We start from the raw sequence: 19,509 nt of genomic DNA on the forward strand, positions 1-19,509 counted from the left end.
TAGTTTGATTTTCAAAACAATAGCGAATGTCTTCTTTCGACGATTTTAAAATTTCCACTTCTTTGCTCAAGGCCATTGACGACTTGGGTTTAGAAAATCCAAAACCCATACAGGCAAAGGCATATCCTGTTATCCGCTCCGGAACAGATATGGTAGGTATTGCGCAAACTGGTACTGGTAAAACCTTTGCCTATATGATTCCCGTTTTGCAAATGCTTCCTTTTTCTAAGGAAAAGCACCCTAGGGCCATAGTTTTAGTACCGACTCGTGAATTGGTAGTGCAAGTAGTAGCGGAAATCAAAAAACTCACAAAATACCTTACGCTTACTACTCTAGGTGTATATGGCGGTACGAACATGAATCGGCAAAGGGACGCTCTAGCAGAAGGTGCAGATATTATAGTCGCCACTCCGGGAAGACTTTACGATTTGATGCTCAATGGAGCCTTGCGAACGAAATCAATCAAAAAGGTAGTGATTGATGAAGTGGATGTTATGCTCGATCTTGGGTTTCGTTTTCAGTTGACCAATATTATGGACCTACTGTCTGAACGACGCCAGAATATCATGTTTTCGGCTACAATGACTCAAGAGGTTGATAAACTCATCAATGACTATTTTAAATCCCCAAAAAAAGTCACAATTGCTGTTAGCGGAACCCCGCTAGATAACATTTCACAATATTGTTATGCGGTTCCGAACTTTTACACTAAAGTTAACTTATTAGTTGAGTTGTTTAACGATAAAAATCTCTTTAGCAAAGTTTTAGTGTTTACGTTAAACAAAAAATTGGCGGACCGTTTGTTTGCGGAAATTGAAGAAATCTACGGTAGCGAAGCCTGTGTCGTACATTCCAACAAGACACAAAATTACCGTCTGCGTGCTATACAAGAATTTGAAGAAGGTAAAAACCGCATATTAATCACTACCGATGTTATGGCTCGCGGATTGGATCTAGAAGGTATATCGCATGTGATTAATTTCAATACCCCGGCATTTCCTGAAAATTATATACATCGCATAGGTAGAACGGGGCGCTCGCAAGAGAAGGGAACTTCCCTTCTTATGTACACCCAAAAAGAGAAACCCGCCAAAGAGGCGATTGAAACTCTGATGAAAATGACCATCAAGAAGCTTGAGCTGCCACCATCTGTCGCAATAGCCACACAATTGACTCCCGAAGAAACGCCAAAAATCAAGGAACGAGACAATCCGGCGAAGTCTATTGATGATACTGTGCGAGGGGCTAGTTTCCATGAAAAGAAAGACAAGAATAAACGCACGAATCAAGGGGGGTCGTATAGGCGAAGCATGGAAAAAAAATATAAGAAATCGAAAACCAAAGGAGACAAGAATTACAATAGAAGAAAAAAACGTAAATAACTATTAAACAGTATTTTATTCTTTATTATATAAGTTAATAGTTTATTTAAAATTATCAAGCAAATTGCCAAACTAGTATGCGGCTTTTCTTATTGCCATGTGTCAATTCTATAGTGTGGTATACCGCTTCAAGTTTCTGTAGTTGCTTTTTTAGCTTTGGAAGATGTTCTGATTTGGAAACTAAGCTTGTAAATACACCTACCTGTTTCCTATAGGCGTTACTTTGCTTGATCATTCGCTTTAGGAAAAGTGCTTCCCCACCATTACACCAAAGCTCATTGGCTTGTCCGCCAAAATTGCGTTTGACATTATACGCATGCCCAAGATTCTTTTGTTTGCGCTGGGTGGCTTGCTCAGCATTTTCTTTGGAAGAATAAAAAGGGGGGTTGCATATAGTGAAATGAAAATACTCGTAGGGTTCTATGATTCCCCCGAAAATATTGGCATTGTCTAGTTGATGTCGTATTTCAATAGATTCAGAAAATTGAGGATTGCTACGTACATTTGCCATGGCCGCCCTTACGGCTTGTTTATCGATATCGCTACCGACCATTTTCCAATCGTAGACTTGAGCTCCTAAAATGGGATATATACAATTAGCACCAACGCCGATATCAAGTCCCTTTATGGGCTGTACAAATGCCATTTTCTCTAGAATTGACGCAATATGGTGTATGTAATCGACCCGACTAGGTATTGGCGGACAGAGGTAACCTTGGGGAATATCCCAATCTATCAGGTGGTAATGATGTTTTAAAATTGCCCTATTCAAGGCCAAAACCGCTTCAGGGTCTGCAAAATCAATAGTTGTTACGTTGTGTGCATTTTGAAAAACAAAAGCCAGTAGTTCTGGAGAGGCCGTGATGAGCGCCTTAAAATCGTAGGGAGTATTGTGAATGTTGCGCTGATGCATGTGCCAAAAGTTGCTTGTAAAGGTAGCTTTTAACTTGATAAATTTCGCTACTTTAGATTGGCGTAAGAAGCAACTATGAAAAAACTACTACTCTTTGTATTCGCACTATGCCTTGGTTGCAAAAGCAGCTCTTCATTGACCGCTGACCAACATGAATACGCCATACCCGTAGATACTAGCAAACGCCCTATCTCAAATCAAAAAAATAAAGTGTACCACTTTAACGGTCTGAGCGTGCGCAATGATTTCCCTGCGGCACGGCTAAATAGTATGACACAAGACAATGATTCAACATACACAGCCAATATTTGGCCAGAGAATTTTCCGATAAATCCAAGTCCGTGGTATGCTTTCAAATTATGGTCTGCATTCGAGCATGAGATTTATCTGAAATTGGATTATTCCAACGGGGCCAAACATCGCTATACGCCTAAACTCAGCCAGGATGGTAAACATTGGACTGTATTAGATTCTACCTTGTTAGATCGAAATACAGACAGTACAAGTGCGCAATTGAAACTCAAGGTAGGCAGAGATACGCTATGGTTGGCTGCTCAAGAGCTACAAGATCATAGACGCGTAGGGGAGTGGGTTCAAATGATGTCTCAAAGTGCCTTAGTTACCCAAAAGTCAGCTGGTAAAAGTAAGTTAGGCAGAGACTTATACTATTTAAATTTAAGTAAAGGTTCATCTGCGAAAAAACCGGCTATACTAGTTATCAGCAGACAGCACCCACCTGAAGTAACGGGATATTTATGTATGAAATCTTTTGTAGAAACAATTATAGAGGAAGGCGCAACAAATGGATTTTTAGAAAAGTATCGGGTTATGGTATATCCACTAATGAATCCCGATGGTGTAGATCTTGGGCATTACAGACACAATGCTGGTGGTGTTGATTTGAACAGAGATTGGAGTAAATATCACCAACCCGAAATCGCTCAGGTTACTAGCCATATGGTACGTGAAACGATGACGAGTAAAAATGATGTGATTCTTGGTCTCGATTTTCATTCCACCTACCGTGACGTATACTATACACCGCATGAAAGCATTGAAAGAAAAATTCCCGAATTCACGAAAGCTTGGCTCGAAAAAATTAGGGTCGCCGTCGGATTAGACGATATCAATGAAAGTCCGGGTAAAAACTTGCGCCCGACATCTAGCGCTTGGTTCAATCGACAATTTGGTGCCACGGGCATCACCTATGAAATTGGTGACGATACGCCTAGAGACTTTATTCGAACAAAAGGTAAGGAATCGGCGCGAGCCATGATGGAACTGCTACTAGCCGAATGAGAACCTCTAAAAACACCTTTTTAATCGTTCTGGCCTTTTTCTCAATCTATGTCATTTGGGGCTCCACCTATTTGTTGAATAAAATTGCCGTAACCGAGCTACCACCATTTATGTTGGCAGCTGTACGCTTTATAACGGCCGGAATTATGATTCTGGTGTCATGCAGACTTATGGGGATTGCTATCGCAATTACCAAAAAACAGCTTTGGAATACTGTCATTGCAGGTTTCTTGTTCTTAACTTTTGGTAATGGAGTTGTTGTCTGGGCCCTTAAATATGTAGATACCGGTTTGGCAGCACTTGAAATATCCGCTCAACCATTGGTAGTTCTTATACTCATGCTTATTTTTCAAGGAAAAAGGATACAGCCCATGTCAATAGTAGGTGTTTTTTTAGGCGTTATCGGCATCTATCTTTTGGTTAGTCAAAAACAGATACTTAGTCAAGAGAATTCCGTCTTGGGGATGATTATGATTTTTTGCTGTATGGTAAGTTGGGGGTACGGAAGTCTCTTTGTCGGAAAAGCCGATTTACCTAAAAACTATTTTGTCAATACCGGGTATCAAATGTTTGCTGGCGGAATCATGCTCATTGCCCTCAGTCTCGCTTTTAATGAACCCTGGTCGTCTCCAGTAGAATGGAGCCCCAAGGTATTGTACACTATGATTCTTTTAATTGTTTTCGGAAGCATTGTGGCCTTTACCTCTTTCAATTATTTGTTGCAAATGGTTTCCCCAGAGAAAGTAGCAACATCTACGTATGTGAATCCTATTATCGCTTTGCTCTTGGGGTGGTATTTTTTAAATGAACAGATTACCCTCCAATCTATTATTGCAGCTGCTGTACTGCTGACCGGGGTGTATTTTATTAATACAAAAAAGAAATTGACACTTTTTTCAAGATTCGGTAAGTTGCCCAGCAAACGCTACAAGGAATAATCAGTTTAAGATTTCTGCAAAATCTTGGGTTGGCATGTGCATAACATTGTCAGCAACAAACTTCAACTCTAAATAATGGTCTAACATTTTCGGGTTGCGATTAATATGGTTGAAATTTCGATGTCTCCAAAAAGTCATTGCGGCTGCTGCATAGACTGTAAATGCCTGCAACGAGCACTTTTCTAAGGCACTTAAAACTATTTCTTTTTGATACCCTTTTAATAGCGCCTTTGCTTTACCGAGATGCAAGGTTTGAGCCTCGCAACCGAGCCCAACCAAGGTCATACCTAAATCAAAAATGCGATAGTAATATGCAGCTTCTTCGAAGTCCATGATACTAGCACTCTTCCCATCGACAGATACTACAACATTGCTATAAAAAATATCACTATGTATTAACGATTTGGGTAAATTTTCTGAAAGGAAGGGTTGCACATAATTCTGTATTTCATTTAGCCATAATGAAAAAGGCGAGCCCGAAGCATAATGTTCAACTTCGTCAAAAGATGCTATACCATAGTTCAACTCTTTTGGTAAATAATCGGGAGCTTTGATTTGATGTAGTCTTCCCATATGAACGCCTATAGTTTCTAAAATATGCGCAGGTAGCGTCTTTGTAATACTACCCTCTAGATACATTTTGAGCATGACAGGTTTTCCTTTCCACCTAGAAATTGGAGCATTGTTTTTGGTTCTGATTAGCTTTGAGGATTTGAACTCGTTCGCCTTTAGATGCTCTAGTAAAAATGCAAGTTCTCGAGCGCTTTGTTCCGTTTTCTGCTCGCAAATGGTCAACACAAATTTTTCTTCACTAGTTGCTATCAGATAATTTGTGTTTTCTGAACCACCAGTTAACAAGGAAAATGATTTGGGTTTTTGAATACCATACTCTTGACAGATTACAACGATATCTTTAAGATTTAAAACGGAATAGGGTAACATCTTAGTCGGTTTTATTGTGTTTTAAATCCCAATCCTTCGTCATAACATTCAAGAGCGCTTCTTCTAGGTGTTTATAATCACATGAATATACCTTTTCGCAAAGTACTTTGGCCTGCTCTATGGAGTGGTGCTTAGCTTCATTGGGTACTAGCTCCAACTGCAAGGCATGCATTACAACCTGTGGGAATTTTGCCGGATGTGCCGTCGCCAAGCATACCAATTTTTGATCATCCAGTTTTTCTTTCACGGCATCTGCTGCTGCTAAGGCCACGGCGCCGTGAGGATCAAGTAAATAGTTATCGGTGCTATATACTTCCTTCATCACTCGAAGAGTTTGCTCATCTGAAATACTGGCCGACAAAAACCCCTCAGAATAGGATACATAGGTTTCTTTGTCGAACTGAATTTTTCCAGTTGCAATGAATTCATCAGACCACTGTTTAATCTTTTTAGTATCCTCTCCTATACAGAAATATAAAAACCGCCAGAAGTTATACGGAATAAGAATGTCAATGGCAGATGAAGGTGTCTCAAAAATGGGCCTCTTGGAAAATAGGCCTTCAGAAAAAATACGATGCAAACAGGCGTTTGTATTGTTGGCGACGACAAAGGTAGTTACAGGTAATCCCATTTTACGTGCTAAACTGCCGGCACATAGGTTACCGAAAGCACCTGACGGCACTGTCATGTTGATGCGTTCACCAATCGAGTCAACAACTTGGAAATAGGCATAAAAATAATGAACGGTCTGCATCATAACCCGGCCCCAATTGATAGAGTTCACACTAGATAAATGAACTTTATCTTTAAACGAAATATTGGCATATAATTTAGCAATGACTACATCAAGGTCATCACCGCCATCGGGACAATTCGAAACTCCCACTGGATGTATGTTCACATGGGGCAGAGTGGTCATTTGTCTTTCTTGTTCGGTTGTTATCATTCCTTTTGGATACAATACCCAGGCAGACAAATTCGATTTCCCTGCCGTATAAAAGGCGGTTGCAGGGCCAGTATCTCCCGTTGTGGCCACTATTAGCGTTTTGTATTCATTTCTTCTTTTTAAGAAGAAATCTACCAAGTTCACGAGAAATGCCAATCCAACATCTTTGAATGAGAGGGTAGGCCCATGAAAAAGTTCCATCACAAAGGTTTCTGTTCGCGACTTCAATCGATGCAATGGAATAATTGTTGGCTTTTCAAAAGTGGCATAAGCACCTTCTAGCAATTTCTTGAGCTCTGCCTTAGAGATAACCGAGTGGTCAATGAAGAGCGATAAGATTTCAAGGGCTAAATCTACATAGCCCAAATGCTTCCATGCTTCTAATTGAGCTAGAGATATATGCGGAAGGCTGGTAGGTACATACAAACCTCCGTCAGCGGCAAACCCATCGAGTATGGCGGTTTCAAAATCTACCGGATCACCTCCACCTTTATTGCTCACAAACTGCATCATGTGCTACTTTTTCTTTTGTTGGTGATTCAGGAAGACCGCAGAAGTTATCACAATATCTTGAACAGCTACTCCGGTAAGGTCTACTACTGTTATTTGTTGATCGCTGCTGCGTTGCAAATCTTGTATTTGAATAGCATCACCCAATTCTGAGATTTGATCTTCAGAAATAAAACCTTTGGAAATTGCTTGATAAATTTCCCCTCTGCTTTTACTTTGAAAAATGCTATCGGCAATTATAATATCTGCTTTTTGAAGAATTGAAGCATCTAGTTCTTGCTTGTTTGATGTATCGGAACCTACTGCTGTAATATGGGTGCCTGGTCTAATATCAGCTGCCTGTAGCAAGGGAGATTCAGATGGGGTAGTGGTCACTATCAAATTACAGTTTTTAGCAACTACCTCTGGCGTTCGTGCTATATGAACATCAAAATCATCAGCTAACTCGTCCTTGAATTTGACTGCATTCGTGACAGTTCTTCCCCAAACCCAAACTGTTTTACAAGGGTTGGTTTTTTGCAAATAATGCAACTGCATTTTGGCTTGAATTCCAGTTCCTATAATACCTATGGCATCAATATGCTTTGGAGCAAAATATTTGGCAGCCACAGCTCCTGCAGCCGCTGTGCGTACATCGGTCAAATAACCTTCATCTAACAGTACAGCTACAGTTTGCCCTGTTTTTTGATCGAATAACAGCATCATCCCCTGGCTAGATGGAATTCCCAAATTTTTATTGTTATAAAATCCAGATGCGATTTTGATGACATAGAAATCATCATTCTTGATATACCCGTATTTAATATGAACGTCTCCTGGCGGATCCTCAAATAGCAATTCACCTACCGGCGGCACAACCGTATTGCCATTACTATACTGCTTAAAACCTTCTTCTATAGCCGTAACTACATCGACATCCTTTAAAAGAGATTTTATTTTTTCTAGTTCAAAAACTAAGGTTGCGCCCATTTGTTTATTTCTTTAATTGCTGCAAAGAAATTATATGGAGTTCTTAGTGAACCTACGTATGCCATAAGCCCAAGCTATAAACAAGAACTGAAAGGGCACTCGTATGAGGGCAGCGTCATGACTCCCAATAGCAGGCGTATCTGAAAAGACATCCCAAACATGTACCGGCAAGAAAATCAGCATAAGAATAATGACACCAGTGGCGGCTCGTTTGGTATATTTTGGAATAAAAAGTAAGACGCCCAAGGCTATTTCCACGATTCCCGATAGGTAAACGATAAATGTCTTTGCCGGAAGGAAAGCGGGAACAAAAGGCTCATAAAAAGCTGGTTTTAAAAAATGCTGAACGCCCGCATAAATTAAAAAAAGGGACAAGATCACTTGTAAAATCTTCCAAACTATTTTCATGACGCTCTGTTTTTCAAGTACGAGTATACGTAAAAAGTTTATAAATTATCTTCTCAACTGTAAATAACGAACGGATACTCCGAGAATTACCAGAAATAAACAGATAAGCGCTAAAGCCGGTACATAGAATGAACCGTGCGGCATTCCACCAAAATAATCTGTAGCGGCAAGTCCATTTATATTGCTATAGGTAATCATAAAAAATAAAATTTCAAATAGTTTTTTACCCTTGCTAAGAATTCCAAGCGTAGAGGCCAGTAGCACTATAAATATACCTCCTACAGCTATTGTGGCTACTGCCAAGAAATCGCTGGCTACAACATACCTAATCAACAACGGAACCGATAAAAAGAGTAGTAGCAAAATTCCCGACAGCAGCTGGGAAAATAGCAGTCTACCTATTGGTTTAAAAGAAGTAAAGGCAAAATAGTGTACACCGTAAGTGATTTCTTTTGTATTCAATTCAGATAACCGACCCACCTGTAAAAACCACAGTATAGGTAATACATACTGGTGCGCGGTAACTATTGGCAGCAATGTTAGTAAGACCATACCGATCAGATTAATTGGCCAAAGCCATCTTTTACCATGCCTGTATAATAGTACCATTTCAGTTTTCACAAAGGCTAAGATGCCGTAATCTTTTTGTACAGCTGGCAAAGCGGATAAAATAACTGCGTTTACCTTTCTTTTCTTGGCCATGGCTTGTTCTGTAACGACCTTCATCTTTACCAGTCGTTTGCGATCAAAACGATGGAAAAACGGTGCAATCAATACTAACAGAAATACGCCGACAAGCATCCAAAGAATACGGCTCAAGATAAATGCTGCGGAGAAGTCGACTCCCTCAAAGAGAAATCTTTTAGTCTCCTTCGAATTTCCTAACACGTAGCCAATATTTAAACCTGAAGTCGTGGCTGTATTTGAAATATCGTTTACCTTAGTTATCATCTGCTGTGTTACTATTTTGCTGCCAAATACATCCGTCATAAAATGTGTATCCTCAAGAGGGGAGGCTAGTGCGAGGGCAGTAAAGAGAAAAAAGAAAGCAATGTTTTGAATGACACTATATCTTCCCAGTAAGACTTCAAAAACTACCGCTAGGGTCGAAATGAAGAATATTGGGGGTAACACAACAAGCAGGTATGGTTTTACAAACTGCAGCACTTCAAAGGGATAACCATCATTGTATAAGAAAAATAGCATTGCGCTCATAAAAAAAACGCAGCATACAATAGTGAACAATACTGCAAAATTACTTGTTGCTTTCCCCAACAAATAGCTTAGGTTTTTGATCGGTGTAGTGGCCACAATTTGTCCAACTCGAGTATCATTATCTGCTTTAATACCTGAATTGACAAGATAAAATCCTATCAGCGATAAAAAGATGCTCGTCATAATTGCTGTAACATACCCAAACCAAGACGAGTTATAATAACCAATGTAATCAGAAATACGTATTGTAGAATAACTGGCATTCGGCTCCGGAACAAATGTATACGCCAAAGCCAAACTGGCGCAGAGTGTAATTAGAAAAGCATAACTTCTGGTTCTTTGATAATAATCGTATCTAACAATTGAAAAGAATGATTTCATCTTAAATGGATTTTGTGTGGTAGAGATAAGCATCTTCTAAATTCGCCTTTTGCTGAATCGAATTTTCTATGGGTCGATCTGAAATATAGCGAACCAATAGTTGTCCATTTTTGCGCATGGTGCTAACCAATAAATGCGAATTTTTAAATTGAGGCAAATGCTCTTTTTCCAAGTTAGTTTCGAACACTTTCTGTTCAACCGTTTTTATGATATCTTCAGGAATGCCTCTAGAAAGAAGCGATCCACCTTTCATAATTACCACTTCATCGGCTATGGTGTCGATATCAGAAACGATATGCGAAGATAGTATCACAATACTGTCGTTCGCCAGATCTGAAATTAGATTCCTAAAGCGTACACGTTCTTCAGGATCCAAGCCAACAGTGGGCTCATCAAAAATCACTATTCGGGGTTGGTTGAGTAGGGCTTGAGCAATACCAATACGCTGCTTCATTCCGCCTGAATAGCTTCCAATGGGTTTGCCTGCAGCCTCCGTTAGATTCAGTCCTTCTAATAGCTGTTCTATTCTTTGCATCAAACTGTTTCCTCCAACACCTTTCATAGCACCGATATAACGCAAAAATTCAAAGGCATTGAGGTTGGGGTAGACACCAAAATCTTGAGGTAAAAAACCCAATTGCCTTCGTATGTAATTTGGGTCTTTTACAAGGTTATTTTTGTTTAGCAGCAACAAGCCATCGGTTGGTTTGGTGACTGTCGCTATCATCTTCATAAGGGTTGATTTTCCTGCACCATTGGGACCTAAAAGCCCGAGGATACCCTTTTCAATAGCGAGTGAGAAGTCTTGAATGCCGTATTTGTTTTTGCCGTAGCGTTTAGATACATTTTGAATCTCCAATTTCATGACTGTTATTTTTTAATTGATGGCCTAAAATTGATTCAAAAGCAAATGACAGCAAAAAAAGAATGATGAACAGAGCCTTTTTAATGATAGCAGTAGCCAAGTACGAATAGCAGCAAAACTGCTCCTTACAGATTAAAAACAGGGTCGTTTATCATAAAAAGATGTAGCTTTTTGAAGGATATCATATCTTGGCGAAGCTTTTAGGATAAGTTACTATGGTAAATTGGGATCATTGGATAGACAACAAGTTAGTACAGAACCTATTTATATGGTTTTTACTTTTTTTAATTCTATTGACCACCATTCAATCAGATAACAGGTTGCTTTCCGCGATTTTTGCCATCCATTTACTTGCGCCACCGATATATGTTAACAATTTATTGATAATTCCACTTTTCGGTAAAAAGCCTTTTGTCTTTGCTTTGTTGTTTGTACTAAACACCCTTGCATTTACAGCAATTTCGGTATTTCTTATTCAAAAATCCCTTGGGGGTACTTTTGAATGGGGAATGTTCATTAATTTCCTTGGCATTATGATTTTGGCGCTAGCATTCGCTTCGGCATTAAAATTTGCGCGCGATAGTTTTGCCAGAAGACAACAAGATAAAGAAGCGGAATTAAAACTACTGAAGGGTCAACTGAATCCACATTTTCTGTTCAATACGCTAAATAACTTATATGGGTTATCGGTAGCTAAATCGGAACGACTACCTAGCTTGATGCTAAAATTGTCAGATCTATTGCGCTATAGCCTTTATGAAACCAAAGAGCAATTTGTTCCTTTAGAAAAAGAGATTGGGTATTTAGAAAACTACATTTCTTTAGAGAAAATACGATTGGATGATCAAACAGAAATTGAATTTTCAAAAAAAGGCGATTTTAGCAAAAAAAGTATAGCACCAATGCTGTTTATTGTTTTTGTTGAAAATGCCTTTAAGCATATGCATGTGGGTCACGATAAAGAGCGTAAGGTATGCGTACATTTGAACCTAATAGAAGACCAATTGCAATTTAAATGTTCAAACTCTATCGACCTTATAAATAAGAAAGAAGATAACCTAGATAGTGAAAAAAGTGGAATTGGTTTAAAGAACGCTAAAAAGAGACTGGAACTCATGTATCCAAATAGCCATGAGTTGATAGTAAATCATCACCAAACCGAGTACCGAGTTGAACTCAATTTAGATTTACAATGAAGCATTTACAGTGTCTTATTGCCGATGACGAGCCTATCGCACGCCAAATACTAGAGGGCTATATCAAAGATGTACCGCAGCTTAGGTTGGTAGCCTCATGCAAGAATGCCTTTGAAGTTATCGAAATGCTGCAGAAGGAGCCGATTGACCTATTGTTTTTAGATATTAATATGCCCAAACTATCTGGCCTGAGCCTATTAAAAACCTTGCAACGCGGGCCTAAGGTGATTATCACAACAGCCTATCCCGAATATGCTGTGGCAGGTTTTGAATTATCGGTTACCGATTACTTATTAAAACCTTTTTCTTTAGAACGTTTTTTACAAGCGGTTCTTAAGGTACAAAAAGATGAAGAAGCATTGCCTGAAAACGAGGTGAACCCTATAGCGCATTCGGCTAAAACAATTTTTGTAAAAAGCGATAAGAAGATCTTAAGACTTAATTTAGATGCAATCACGCATGTGGAGGCTTATGGAAATTATATAAAGGTATATGAGCAAAATATGGTTTTAACACCCCAAACACTTTCAGAGTTTCTAGAAAGGCTACCGCAACACTTTCTGCGCATTCACAAATCGTTCGCCATTAATTTTGATCAACTAAAATTGATTGATGGCAATCAAGTGCTTCTTCAAAATGACATAAAAATTCCTATTGGAAAATCATACCGCAAAAAGGTTTTGCAATACATAGAAAACAACTAATCACCTGTTATGCATTTGCAACTGCCTTTAAAATTGCTTTTTGCAAGAATCGGTAAGGACTACAGTTTTAATGGTAATTAAGATCCGCTGAATGCTGAGTAGTAGTTTTTGGTCATCTCTTCCATGACCCAATTTGTACGTATTGCTGACTCACCTGTGCTTTGACAAACTCCCTTACCTAATAGATCATCGACAATGGTTTGTATCAACGGTTGTTGTATATGATAAGGAAGTTCAAAGTCAAAGGTTTCCTTTGGTGTACCAGATCGTTCAAGAAAGATCTTGGGTGCTCCAAAGAAGGGAACACTAATTCGCCCCTGTGAGCCTATAAAGGTCATTTGGTCTCTTTCCGCAACCTTATCTACCGTAAAACACCAAGACCCAGTTCCTATAATACCGTTTTCAAAATTAAAACTTGATGATATAATATCTGCCGCCTTATATTTTTGAGCTTGATTGCTCGCATGCCCCACAACCGATTTTATAGGGCCCAAGGCATAATCAAGATAATCTAATTGGTGGGCGGCCAAATCGAAAAAGTATCCTCCCCCAGAGACATCGGGGTCTATACGCCAATTCGCCGAAGTTGAAGTCGCTATGTTGGAAACAATATCAGGATCAAGCGTCTTGAACATTTCAATCGTCACCAATCTGATATCACCAATTGCACCCTCATCTAATAGCGATTTCAATTTTTCAAAATTCGGTAGTTTCCTTCGGTAATAGGCCACATAAAGTGGAACATCGGCCCGCTCGCACCCAGCTATCATTTCTTGGCATTCTTCCGTAGTTCGAGCCATGGGTTTTTCTACATATACAGGCTTGCCCGATTGGGCAGCTTCAATGGTTAAGTCTTTATGAGCAATCGGTGGTGTTGCGATATAAATCGCATTGACGTTTGGGTCATTGATTAAGGCCTGCGCATCGTCGTACCATGTAGATATACCATGCCGTTGGGCATAATCTTTGGCTTTTTCTCCATTACGTCGCATTACAGCAACTAGTTCAGAATTGGCGATTTTCTGCATTGCAGGTGCGCTTTTCACTTCACAGACATCTCCAACTCCTAGGATGCCCCATCGAACTCTATCTCCACTGATCTTCTTTTTCATTCAGATTGGTTTTGTATATCAAGAAGTGTTTGCCAAACTTCGTCGTTTATAGGAATTCCATTTTTCATGTGCTCGGCCCTTCTCTTTTTGGTTTGACTTCCTGGATATTCTATCGGCTTGCCCTCATGTTCTGGCATGGCATTGGTAATGTGATTGATAATGTCATCTACCAAGGCCTTATGTCTACTATGATTATTCATTTGTTCGGCATCAAAGCAAAGGAAGACTTGTGAGAGTCCGTACTCCGCTTCCAACCCACCAATTTTTGCCGTTGACATGCCTGAAGAAAGTAGCGTAACTAGTAAATCTACCAAAATTGACATCCCAGAGCCCTTCCAATACCCCGTTGGAAAGAGTCTTTGGGTTTCTAAAATTTCATTCGGATCAGCAGTATGCTTTCCTTCTGAATTAAAACCACCATCGAATGGAAGGTGCTTTCCCTCCATGGCATATTTTTCCATTTTCCCATAGGAGAATTGTGATAATGACATGTCTAAAACGATATGCCCGTCGGCATCAGGAACTGCCATAATAAGGGGATTGTTACCCGTATTTGCCTCTTTGGCTCCCCAAGAAGGCATATTGGGCATCGTATTGGTAAAGCACAGGGCGATACAACCATTTTCGGCTGCCTGCCACCCATATGACCCGCCTCTCATCCAATGACTGCCATTTTGGAGTGCTACACAACCCATGCCTGATGCCTTGGCAAGTTCAATGGCACGTTTCATACAAAAATGTGCATTCAACGGTCCCGGGCCCAATTTACCATCCCAGCGTTCGAAGCTTCCTAGCGCCAGTTGCCGCTCTGGCTGCACGTTCATCTGTACATAACCATCGGTAATTGTTTTTATAAATACGGGGAAACGATTAACGCCATGGGAGTGATACCCATCAGCCGTAGAATCAGTAAATATCTTTGCACAAAGAGCAGCATCGGTAGTTGAGAATCCGGTCTTTAAAAGAATTTTTTCAAATACTGATTTTAAATTTTCATATCGAATTAAAGCCATGTAAACGCATTAGTACTACTAAAGTAATCAAAACCAAAAAAGGAAATTGCCATTGTTGCAAACAAAACAAATATGATCAACCGGAACTGCAACCCATATAGATTTTTTTAAATATATCCGGATTTCTGATTCTTTTTGTGACATTTTGATGCTTTCATATACTAACAGTACAAATACTAAAATCAAGTAAACGATGCGAAAACATTTCAACTACCAAGACTTAAAAAGAAGATGGTACCGTTTTTATAAGTGCGAGGTGAAACTGTTTAATCGAATTTTAGGTATCCAATAGGCTATAGTAGACTTATACTATGTCGTACTATTCATACAAAATCCTGAACCATTTATACAAATTCCTTGAGCAACTTATAAGAAAAATAATACATTGCTGGTCTAATTAGTTCTAGGTTCCCCTTGCAACCTACTTTTCTGTAATTGCACAGAACGCAAAGGGATGACCATGAAATTCACGAAAGTTTTCTTTTTTCTAGTCTTTATTCTTTTCAGCAGTGCTTTACTACTGCAGGGCTGTTATTCTGTTCGCCTTCGAAGTATAGAAGGTGCATATGAACCCGAAGTACCGCTAGTTCGGGAAGACTACTATAGGGGCATGGCGGTTACTGAATTGGATACTACCATTAGCATTAACGCCACTACCAAAGATTTTACTTTGCTGATAAAAAAGACTGATTTATGCCCTTCTGGAAAACTGCATACGGTTGAATATAGAAACACCTTTGGGGGAGTACTTCTCAGCGCAATCACTTTCGGAAGAAAGCGAAAGGTGAAGATCAAATATGTATGCATGAAAGAAAACCCTAATTAATCTGCCATGGCAACAACAACAAAACATTCGGTAAGCAAATGGGATACACTCCACAACAATGGACCATTCCCATTAAAGATTTTATACAAAACCAGATTGGAGGGTTCGGGAATTATGCCGTCAAAGCTTGATCGCTACAACGACGCCGCCAAAGAAATACAACAACTTATTAAGGAAACCAAAAATCAGAACGAAGGTTTTCGAGCGTATGGTTCGGCCTGGTCTATGAACAATATCGCACATCAAAAAGACCGGATGCATTTCAATGGTGCTATGAACCTTAATCTAACCTTTACAGACCAAGATCTACACGCCATGTCTTCGTACGATGCAACAAACCTGTTTCTTTTTGAGTGTGGTAATACCATAAAAGAGGTTTCTGAAAAACTGGCGAGCCACGGCAAATCATTAAAGACCACTGGTGCAAGCAACGGCCAAACCATAGCGGGCTGTATATCAACGGGAGTTCATGGTTCTGCTCTTGGGGTTGGAGCAGTGCAAGATTATGTAGTTGGATTGAACTTAGTTATTGGTCCCAATCCTGGAGATATCGTCTATTTGGAAAGACATACTAAACCTGCCTTGAATGATGTTTTTGTGCAAAAGCTAAAAGCTAGGGTAATACGTAACGATGATCTCTTCAATGCAGCTCTGGTGGGCTTGGGCGCTTTTGGTTTTATACATGGCGTGGTTATCGAAGCTCAGAATATGTTCTTGTTGAAACGATATGTCAGAAAGATAGATAAAAAGCTTGCCTTGAAATTGGCAGATACGATGGACTTCAAAAATTCAACCTTTAAAATACAGGGTGAAACCGACTCCAATGGCAAAGGAAAAACACCTTATCATTACAAGGTCTTTGTCAACCAATATAAAGATGATGGCAAATACGTGGTCGAATGTATATACAAAAAGCCGTACAGGCAATCCTATCCCGATCCCTTTCCTGTAATAAAAACTTCAATTTATGGAGATTTAATTAATCTAATTATTCAAATAAGCCGGCAATTTCCGAAAGCGATACCCTTGTTTGTAAAGAGCCTAGAAAAGTCGATATTGCCCAATGTAAATGAGGAATCTACAGGAACGCTTGCTGAGACTTTTTGGGATGCTCCGTATCAAGGCCCGGCTTTTGCCGTTTCCTTTGGTGTAGACCATAAAAACTCGTCAAAAGCTTTAAAAATTTTGGCCGATGTGACTATAAACGAAGGACCGATTCCGGGAATATTTGCGATGCGCTTTGTCAAAAAATCAAAGGCAACCTTGGCCTTTACACGCTTTCCAATTACATGCATGATCGAAATAGATGGCGTTTTATGGAAGAAGTCAAATAATCTTATTGGACTGAAAGAAATCTCCAAAAAGATGATTGAAGCATTAAAGGCGAACAACATTCCCTTTACCATGCATTGGGGTAAAAATTCTGATTGGGGTTTCAACGGACTTGTAGACCATATGTATGGGATCGATGCTAAAAAGTGGAAAATGTGTAGAAGTGCCTTGCTTACCGCTGACATGCAAAAGTTGTTTTCCAATGGCTTTTTAAAAACCACTGGGCTTTCAGAGAAACAATCACATATTCCGAACGATCTTATTGCCTCGCGAATTTGAGCTGAGATGATTCATTAATACATGTAATAAACTTGCTATAGCTAGCAATTCGAATCAGTAGGCTATGTAAACAACATATACTCTTTGGGGTAGATTGAATATTCAGTATATTTAATCTACAATGACAAAACTTTAGGGGTATGGGGGATAAAACGAACAATATAAAATCAGATTCCAGTCGCAGAACATTTCTTAAAAAATCAGGGATCGTACTTGTTGGTAGTTCCATCACGTATCCTGTGGGCTTATACGCTTCCACAAAGACTACAAAGGATACGGTATTAAAAGTGGGACTTATTGGTTGTGGAGGTCGTGGCACTGGAGCGGCGTCTCAAGCATTACACGCAGACCCCAATGTTGTATTAACGGCAATGGGCGATGTTTTTGAAGATCGTTTAGAGGGTTCTTTGACCGAACTTGCCAAAATCAAACCAGATCAACTTAAGGTAGACAAAGCACATAAGTTTGTTGGTTTTGATGCCTATCAAAAAGTCATAGATTCAGGAGTTGATGTGGTGTTACTAACAACGCCACCTGCTTTTAGACCAGACCATTTGATTGCCGCTATCAAGGCCGATAAACATGTTTTTTGTGAGAAACCTGTTGCCGTTGATGCACCGGGTATTCGTAAAGTACTTGAAGCCGCAAAACAGGCCAAGGCCAAAAACCTCAGTGTGGTCTCCGGCTTCTGTTACCGTCACGATCTCATGAATAGAGCAATCATGGGAAGAGTTTCTAACGGAGATATTGGAGAAATAAGATCAGTCACTGCATTTCGCCACGGGGGAGAATTGTGGTATAAGGACCGCCAACCTGAATGGACAGAGATGACACATCAGATGCGCAATTGGTATTATTACAACTGGTTGTCGGGCGATTTTATCGTTGAACAATCTGTGCACAGCTGTGATTTAATCTCTTGGTCGATGGCTGACGAGATGCCTATAAAAGCGGTAGGTACAGGCGGAAGACAAGTACGTGTACACGAAAAATACGGTAATATCTATGATCATTTTGCTGTAGAATACGAGTATGCCAATGGTTCAAAATCATATCTATTTACAAGGCAGCAGGCCAATACAAAAGGTCGCAATACACTTGAAGTCTTTGGTACGGAAGGGTGCGCACAATTGAACCTATATGGTAAAGCCCGTATGACTGGCAAAAGTGCCTGGGAATACCGTGGTGAAAAGAATGACATGTTTCAGGCAGAACACGATCAACTCTTTGCAGCAATTCGCAGTGGCAACGCAATAAACGATGGCGAAAAAATGGCGAATAGTACCATGATGGCAATTCTTGCACGAACCGCAGGTTATACGGGACAAGAAATTGGATGGGAAGAAGCACTCCATTCAAACGAATCTATGGGACCCAATTTCGAGGAGTACCATTGGAATCATGAATATAAAATGCCCCCGGTCGCCGTTCCAGGCAAAACAAAATTTATATAGATTCCTTCTAGTATGAAAAACTTTGTTATTCATTTCGCATATTGTATTTGCTCTGCCGTATTTGTATTTGGTCAAGCACCAGATATAGTTTTTGGAAAGGAAATTGCTTTAGATAGTTTGGTCTCCGACGCTGAGGGGGCTGAAAAACCTATCCATTGGATCAATGTCAATACGGATGCTGACACCTGGCGAACCGAAGCGGACCTGCTTATATGTAAGGGTCTTCCCATTGGGGTTATGCGATCTGAAAAGCAGTATGAAAACTTTATTCTGCAGGTAGAATGGAGGCATATGGAAGCTGGTGGTAACTCTGGCGTATTTGTTTGGAGCGATGCCACACCAGATCCAGAATCACGTCTTCCTGGTGGGGTAGAGGTGCAGATGCTGGAACTCGATTGGGTGAATTTAAATACCCGTGAAGGGAAAAAACCGCCCATTGCATATGTACACGGCGAGCTTTTTGGAGTCGGAGGAGTAGTGACCATTCCTGATAACCCGAGAGGAACGCGTAGCAAGTCTATAGAGAATCGGGCTAAGGGCAAAGAAATTTGGAATAGCTATACGGTAATTTGTGTAGACGGAACCATAAAACTTTCTGTAAACGGAAAGTTCGTCAATGGTATTCGCAATGCCAGCATCAAAAAGGGATACCTGTGCTTGGAGTCAGAAGGAGCCGAGATTCATTTTAGAAATTTCAAGCTTATCGAACTACCATCGGGCGTTACTTCGGAAGAACAAATCGTAAAAAAACTTTAAGATCAGTGACCGAAGGGATACTGTAAGGTTGTTTTGACCAGTTTTATTTGCGACCACATAAGTGATAGT

Annotated in this window: 18 protein-coding genes; 9 read left to right on the plus strand and 9 right to left on the minus strand. The window is 39.9% G+C overall.

Features of this window, described 5'->3' with window-relative positions:
* Positions 1-26 precede the first annotated feature (26 nt).
* Positions 27-1,382: a DEAD/DEAH box helicase gene (locus ABJN95_RS12365; protein ID WP_348370715.1), complete on the plus strand. Its 1,356-nt coding sequence runs from the start codon at positions 27-29 to the stop codon at positions 1,380-1,382.
* 55 nt (positions 1,383-1,437) lie between these two features.
* On the opposite strand, the gene rlmF is transcribed toward ABJN95_RS12365, so the two are convergent.
* A complete protein-coding gene (gene rlmF, locus ABJN95_RS12370; RefSeq protein WP_348370716.1) occupies positions 1,438-2,295 on the minus strand; it encodes a 23S rRNA (adenine(1618)-N(6))-methyltransferase RlmF in 858 nt (285 codons plus the stop codon).
* Between the two features lie 75 nt (positions 2,296-2,370).
* Here rlmF and ABJN95_RS12375 point away from each other — a divergent pair, with 75 nt between their 5' ends.
* Both ABJN95_RS12375 and ABJN95_RS12380 read left to right on the plus strand, forming a co-directional pair.
* Complete coding sequence (locus tag ABJN95_RS12375; protein WP_348370717.1) at positions 2,371-3,594, plus strand: M14 family metallopeptidase; 1,224 nt, start codon at positions 2,371-2,373, stop codon at positions 3,592-3,594.
* Positions 3,591-4,532: an EamA family transporter gene (locus tag ABJN95_RS12380; RefSeq protein ID WP_348370718.1), complete on the plus strand. Its 942-nt coding sequence runs from the start codon at positions 3,591-3,593 to the stop codon at positions 4,530-4,532. The genes ABJN95_RS12375 and ABJN95_RS12380 overlap by 4 nt, the downstream gene beginning before the upstream one ends.
* On the opposite strand, the gene ABJN95_RS12385 is transcribed toward ABJN95_RS12380, so the two are convergent.
* Genes ABJN95_RS12385 through ABJN95_RS12410 form a run of 6 tightly spaced genes read right to left on the minus strand, consistent with a single transcriptional unit; the run spans position 4,533 to position 10,768 of the window.
* Positions 4,533-5,474 carry a homoserine kinase gene (locus ABJN95_RS12385; protein WP_348370719.1) on the minus strand — a complete coding sequence of 314 codons (942 nt, stop codon included), beginning with the start codon at positions 5,472-5,474 and terminating at the stop codon, positions 4,533-4,535.
* 1 nt (position 5,475) lies between these two features.
* Positions 5,476-6,933 (minus strand): threonine synthase, encoded by a 1,458-nt coding sequence (gene thrC / locus ABJN95_RS12390; protein WP_348370720.1) that lies wholly within the window; start codon positions 6,931-6,933, stop codon positions 5,476-5,478.
* Between the two features lie 3 nt (positions 6,934-6,936).
* A complete protein-coding gene (locus ABJN95_RS12395) occupies positions 6,937-7,899 on the minus strand; it encodes a hypothetical protein (protein ID WP_348370721.1) in 963 nt (320 codons plus the stop codon).
* Positions 7,900-7,929: 30 nt separating this feature from the next.
* Complete coding sequence (locus ABJN95_RS12400; protein ID WP_348370722.1) at positions 7,930-8,307, minus strand: MauE/DoxX family redox-associated membrane protein; 378 nt, start codon at positions 8,305-8,307, stop codon at positions 7,930-7,932.
* Between the two features lie 45 nt (positions 8,308-8,352).
* Positions 8,353-9,903, minus strand: a complete 1,551-nt coding sequence (locus ABJN95_RS12405) for a hypothetical protein (RefSeq protein WP_348370723.1) — start codon at positions 9,901-9,903, stop codon at positions 8,353-8,355.
* Between the two features lies 1 nt (position 9,904).
* Positions 9,905-10,768, minus strand: a complete 864-nt coding sequence (locus ABJN95_RS12410; protein WP_348370724.1) for an ABC transporter ATP-binding protein — start codon at positions 10,766-10,768, stop codon at positions 9,905-9,907.
* A 215-nt stretch (positions 10,769-10,983) separates the two neighbouring features.
* Between ABJN95_RS12410 and ABJN95_RS12415 the strand changes: the two genes are divergently transcribed.
* Entirely contained in the window at positions 10,984-11,964 is a 981-nt protein-coding gene (locus ABJN95_RS12415) for a histidine kinase (protein WP_348370725.1), read from the plus strand.
* The gene (locus ABJN95_RS12420; protein WP_348370726.1) at positions 11,961-12,668 is read left to right on the plus strand and encodes a LytTR family DNA-binding domain-containing protein; all 708 of its coding nucleotides are present in this window, start codon (positions 11,961-11,963) and stop codon (positions 12,666-12,668) included. The genes ABJN95_RS12415 and ABJN95_RS12420 overlap by 4 nt, the downstream gene beginning before the upstream one ends.
* A 77-nt stretch (positions 12,669-12,745) precedes the next feature.
* Here ABJN95_RS12420 and ABJN95_RS12425 read toward each other — a convergent pair whose 3' ends face one another.
* Positions 12,746-13,780 (minus strand): Gfo/Idh/MocA family oxidoreductase, encoded by a 1,035-nt coding sequence (locus ABJN95_RS12425; RefSeq protein WP_348370727.1) that lies wholly within the window; start codon positions 13,778-13,780, stop codon positions 12,746-12,748.
* The gene (gene yiaK, locus ABJN95_RS12430) at positions 13,777-14,793 is read right to left on the minus strand and encodes a 3-dehydro-L-gulonate 2-dehydrogenase (RefSeq protein ID WP_348370728.1); all 1,017 of its coding nucleotides are present in this window, start codon (positions 14,791-14,793) and stop codon (positions 13,777-13,779) included. Before yiaK ends, ABJN95_RS12425 begins: the two co-directional genes overlap by 4 nt.
* A gap of 460 nt (positions 14,794-15,253) precedes the next feature.
* Between yiaK and ABJN95_RS12435 the strand changes: the two genes are divergently transcribed.
* From ABJN95_RS12435 to ABJN95_RS12450, 4 genes are all read left to right on the plus strand, one after another.
* A complete protein-coding gene (locus tag ABJN95_RS12435; RefSeq protein WP_348370729.1) occupies positions 15,254-15,619 on the plus strand; it encodes a hypothetical protein in 366 nt (121 codons plus the stop codon).
* 6 nt (positions 15,620-15,625) lie between these two features.
* Positions 15,626-17,230, plus strand: a complete 1,605-nt coding sequence (locus ABJN95_RS12440; RefSeq protein WP_348370730.1) for an FAD-binding protein — start codon at positions 15,626-15,628, stop codon at positions 17,228-17,230.
* 140 nt (positions 17,231-17,370) lie between these two features.
* Complete coding sequence (locus tag ABJN95_RS12445) at positions 17,371-18,684, plus strand: Gfo/Idh/MocA family oxidoreductase (protein ID WP_348370731.1); 1,314 nt, start codon at positions 17,371-17,373, stop codon at positions 18,682-18,684.
* Between the two features lie 12 nt (positions 18,685-18,696).
* Positions 18,697-19,440, plus strand: coding sequence for a DUF1080 domain-containing protein (locus ABJN95_RS12450; protein WP_348370732.1), 744 nt, complete (start codon positions 18,697-18,699; stop codon positions 19,438-19,440).
* Positions 19,441-19,509: the final 69 nt, after the last annotated feature.

This window comes from Maribacter sp. (assembly GCF_039974175.1).
Taxonomy (GTDB): Bacteria; Bacteroidota; Bacteroidia; order Flavobacteriales; family Flavobacteriaceae; genus Maribacter_C.

Excerpts from the sequence above, each read along its gene's own strand:
- ABJN95_RS12365 (WP_348370715.1), top strand. The coding sequence starts at position 27 with ATGTCTTCTTTCGACGATTTTAAAATTTCCACTTCTTTGCTCAAGGCC.
- ABJN95_RS12415 (WP_348370725.1), top strand. The coding sequence starts at position 10,984 with ATGGTAAATTGGGATCATTGGATAGACAACAAGTTAGTACAGAACCTA.
- yiaK (WP_348370728.1), bottom strand. The coding sequence starts at position 14,793 with ATGGCTTTAATTCGATATGAAAATTTAAAATCAGTATTTGAAAAAATT.
- rlmF (WP_348370716.1), bottom strand. The coding sequence starts at position 2,295 with ATGCATCAGCGCAACATTCACAATACTCCCTACGATTTTAAGGCGCTC.
- ABJN95_RS12440 (WP_348370730.1), top strand. The coding sequence starts at position 15,626 with ATGGCAACAACAACAAAACATTCGGTAAGCAAATGGGATACACTCCAC.
- ABJN95_RS12385 (WP_348370719.1), bottom strand. The coding sequence starts at position 5,474 with ATGTTACCCTATTCCGTTTTAAATCTTAAAGATATCGTTGTAATCTGT.
- ABJN95_RS12410 (WP_348370724.1), bottom strand. The coding sequence starts at position 10,768 with ATGAAATTGGAGATTCAAAATGTATCTAAACGCTACGGCAAAAACAAA.
- ABJN95_RS12435 (WP_348370729.1), top strand. The coding sequence starts at position 15,254 with ATGAAATTCACGAAAGTTTTCTTTTTTCTAGTCTTTATTCTTTTCAGC.
- ABJN95_RS12375 (WP_348370717.1), top strand. The coding sequence starts at position 2,371 with ATGAAAAAACTACTACTCTTTGTATTCGCACTATGCCTTGGTTGCAAA.
- ABJN95_RS12450 (WP_348370732.1), top strand. The coding sequence starts at position 18,697 with ATGAAAAACTTTGTTATTCATTTCGCATATTGTATTTGCTCTGCCGTA.
- ABJN95_RS12425 (WP_348370727.1), bottom strand. The coding sequence starts at position 13,780 with ATGAAAAAGAAGATCAGTGGAGATAGAGTTCGATGGGGCATCCTAGGA.
- ABJN95_RS12445 (WP_348370731.1), top strand. The coding sequence starts at position 17,371 with ATGGGGGATAAAACGAACAATATAAAATCAGATTCCAGTCGCAGAACA.
- ABJN95_RS12400 (WP_348370722.1), bottom strand. The coding sequence starts at position 8,307 with ATGAAAATAGTTTGGAAGATTTTACAAGTGATCTTGTCCCTTTTTTTA.
- ABJN95_RS12395 (WP_348370721.1), bottom strand. The coding sequence starts at position 7,899 with ATGGGCGCAACCTTAGTTTTTGAACTAGAAAAAATAAAATCTCTTTTA.
- ABJN95_RS12405 (WP_348370723.1), bottom strand. The coding sequence starts at position 9,903 with ATGAAATCATTCTTTTCAATTGTTAGATACGATTATTATCAAAGAACC.
- ABJN95_RS12420 (WP_348370726.1), top strand. The coding sequence starts at position 11,961 with ATGAAGCATTTACAGTGTCTTATTGCCGATGACGAGCCTATCGCACGC.
- thrC (WP_348370720.1), bottom strand. The coding sequence starts at position 6,933 with ATGATGCAGTTTGTGAGCAATAAAGGTGGAGGTGATCCGGTAGATTTT.
- ABJN95_RS12380 (WP_348370718.1), top strand. The coding sequence starts at position 3,591 with ATGAGAACCTCTAAAAACACCTTTTTAATCGTTCTGGCCTTTTTCTCA.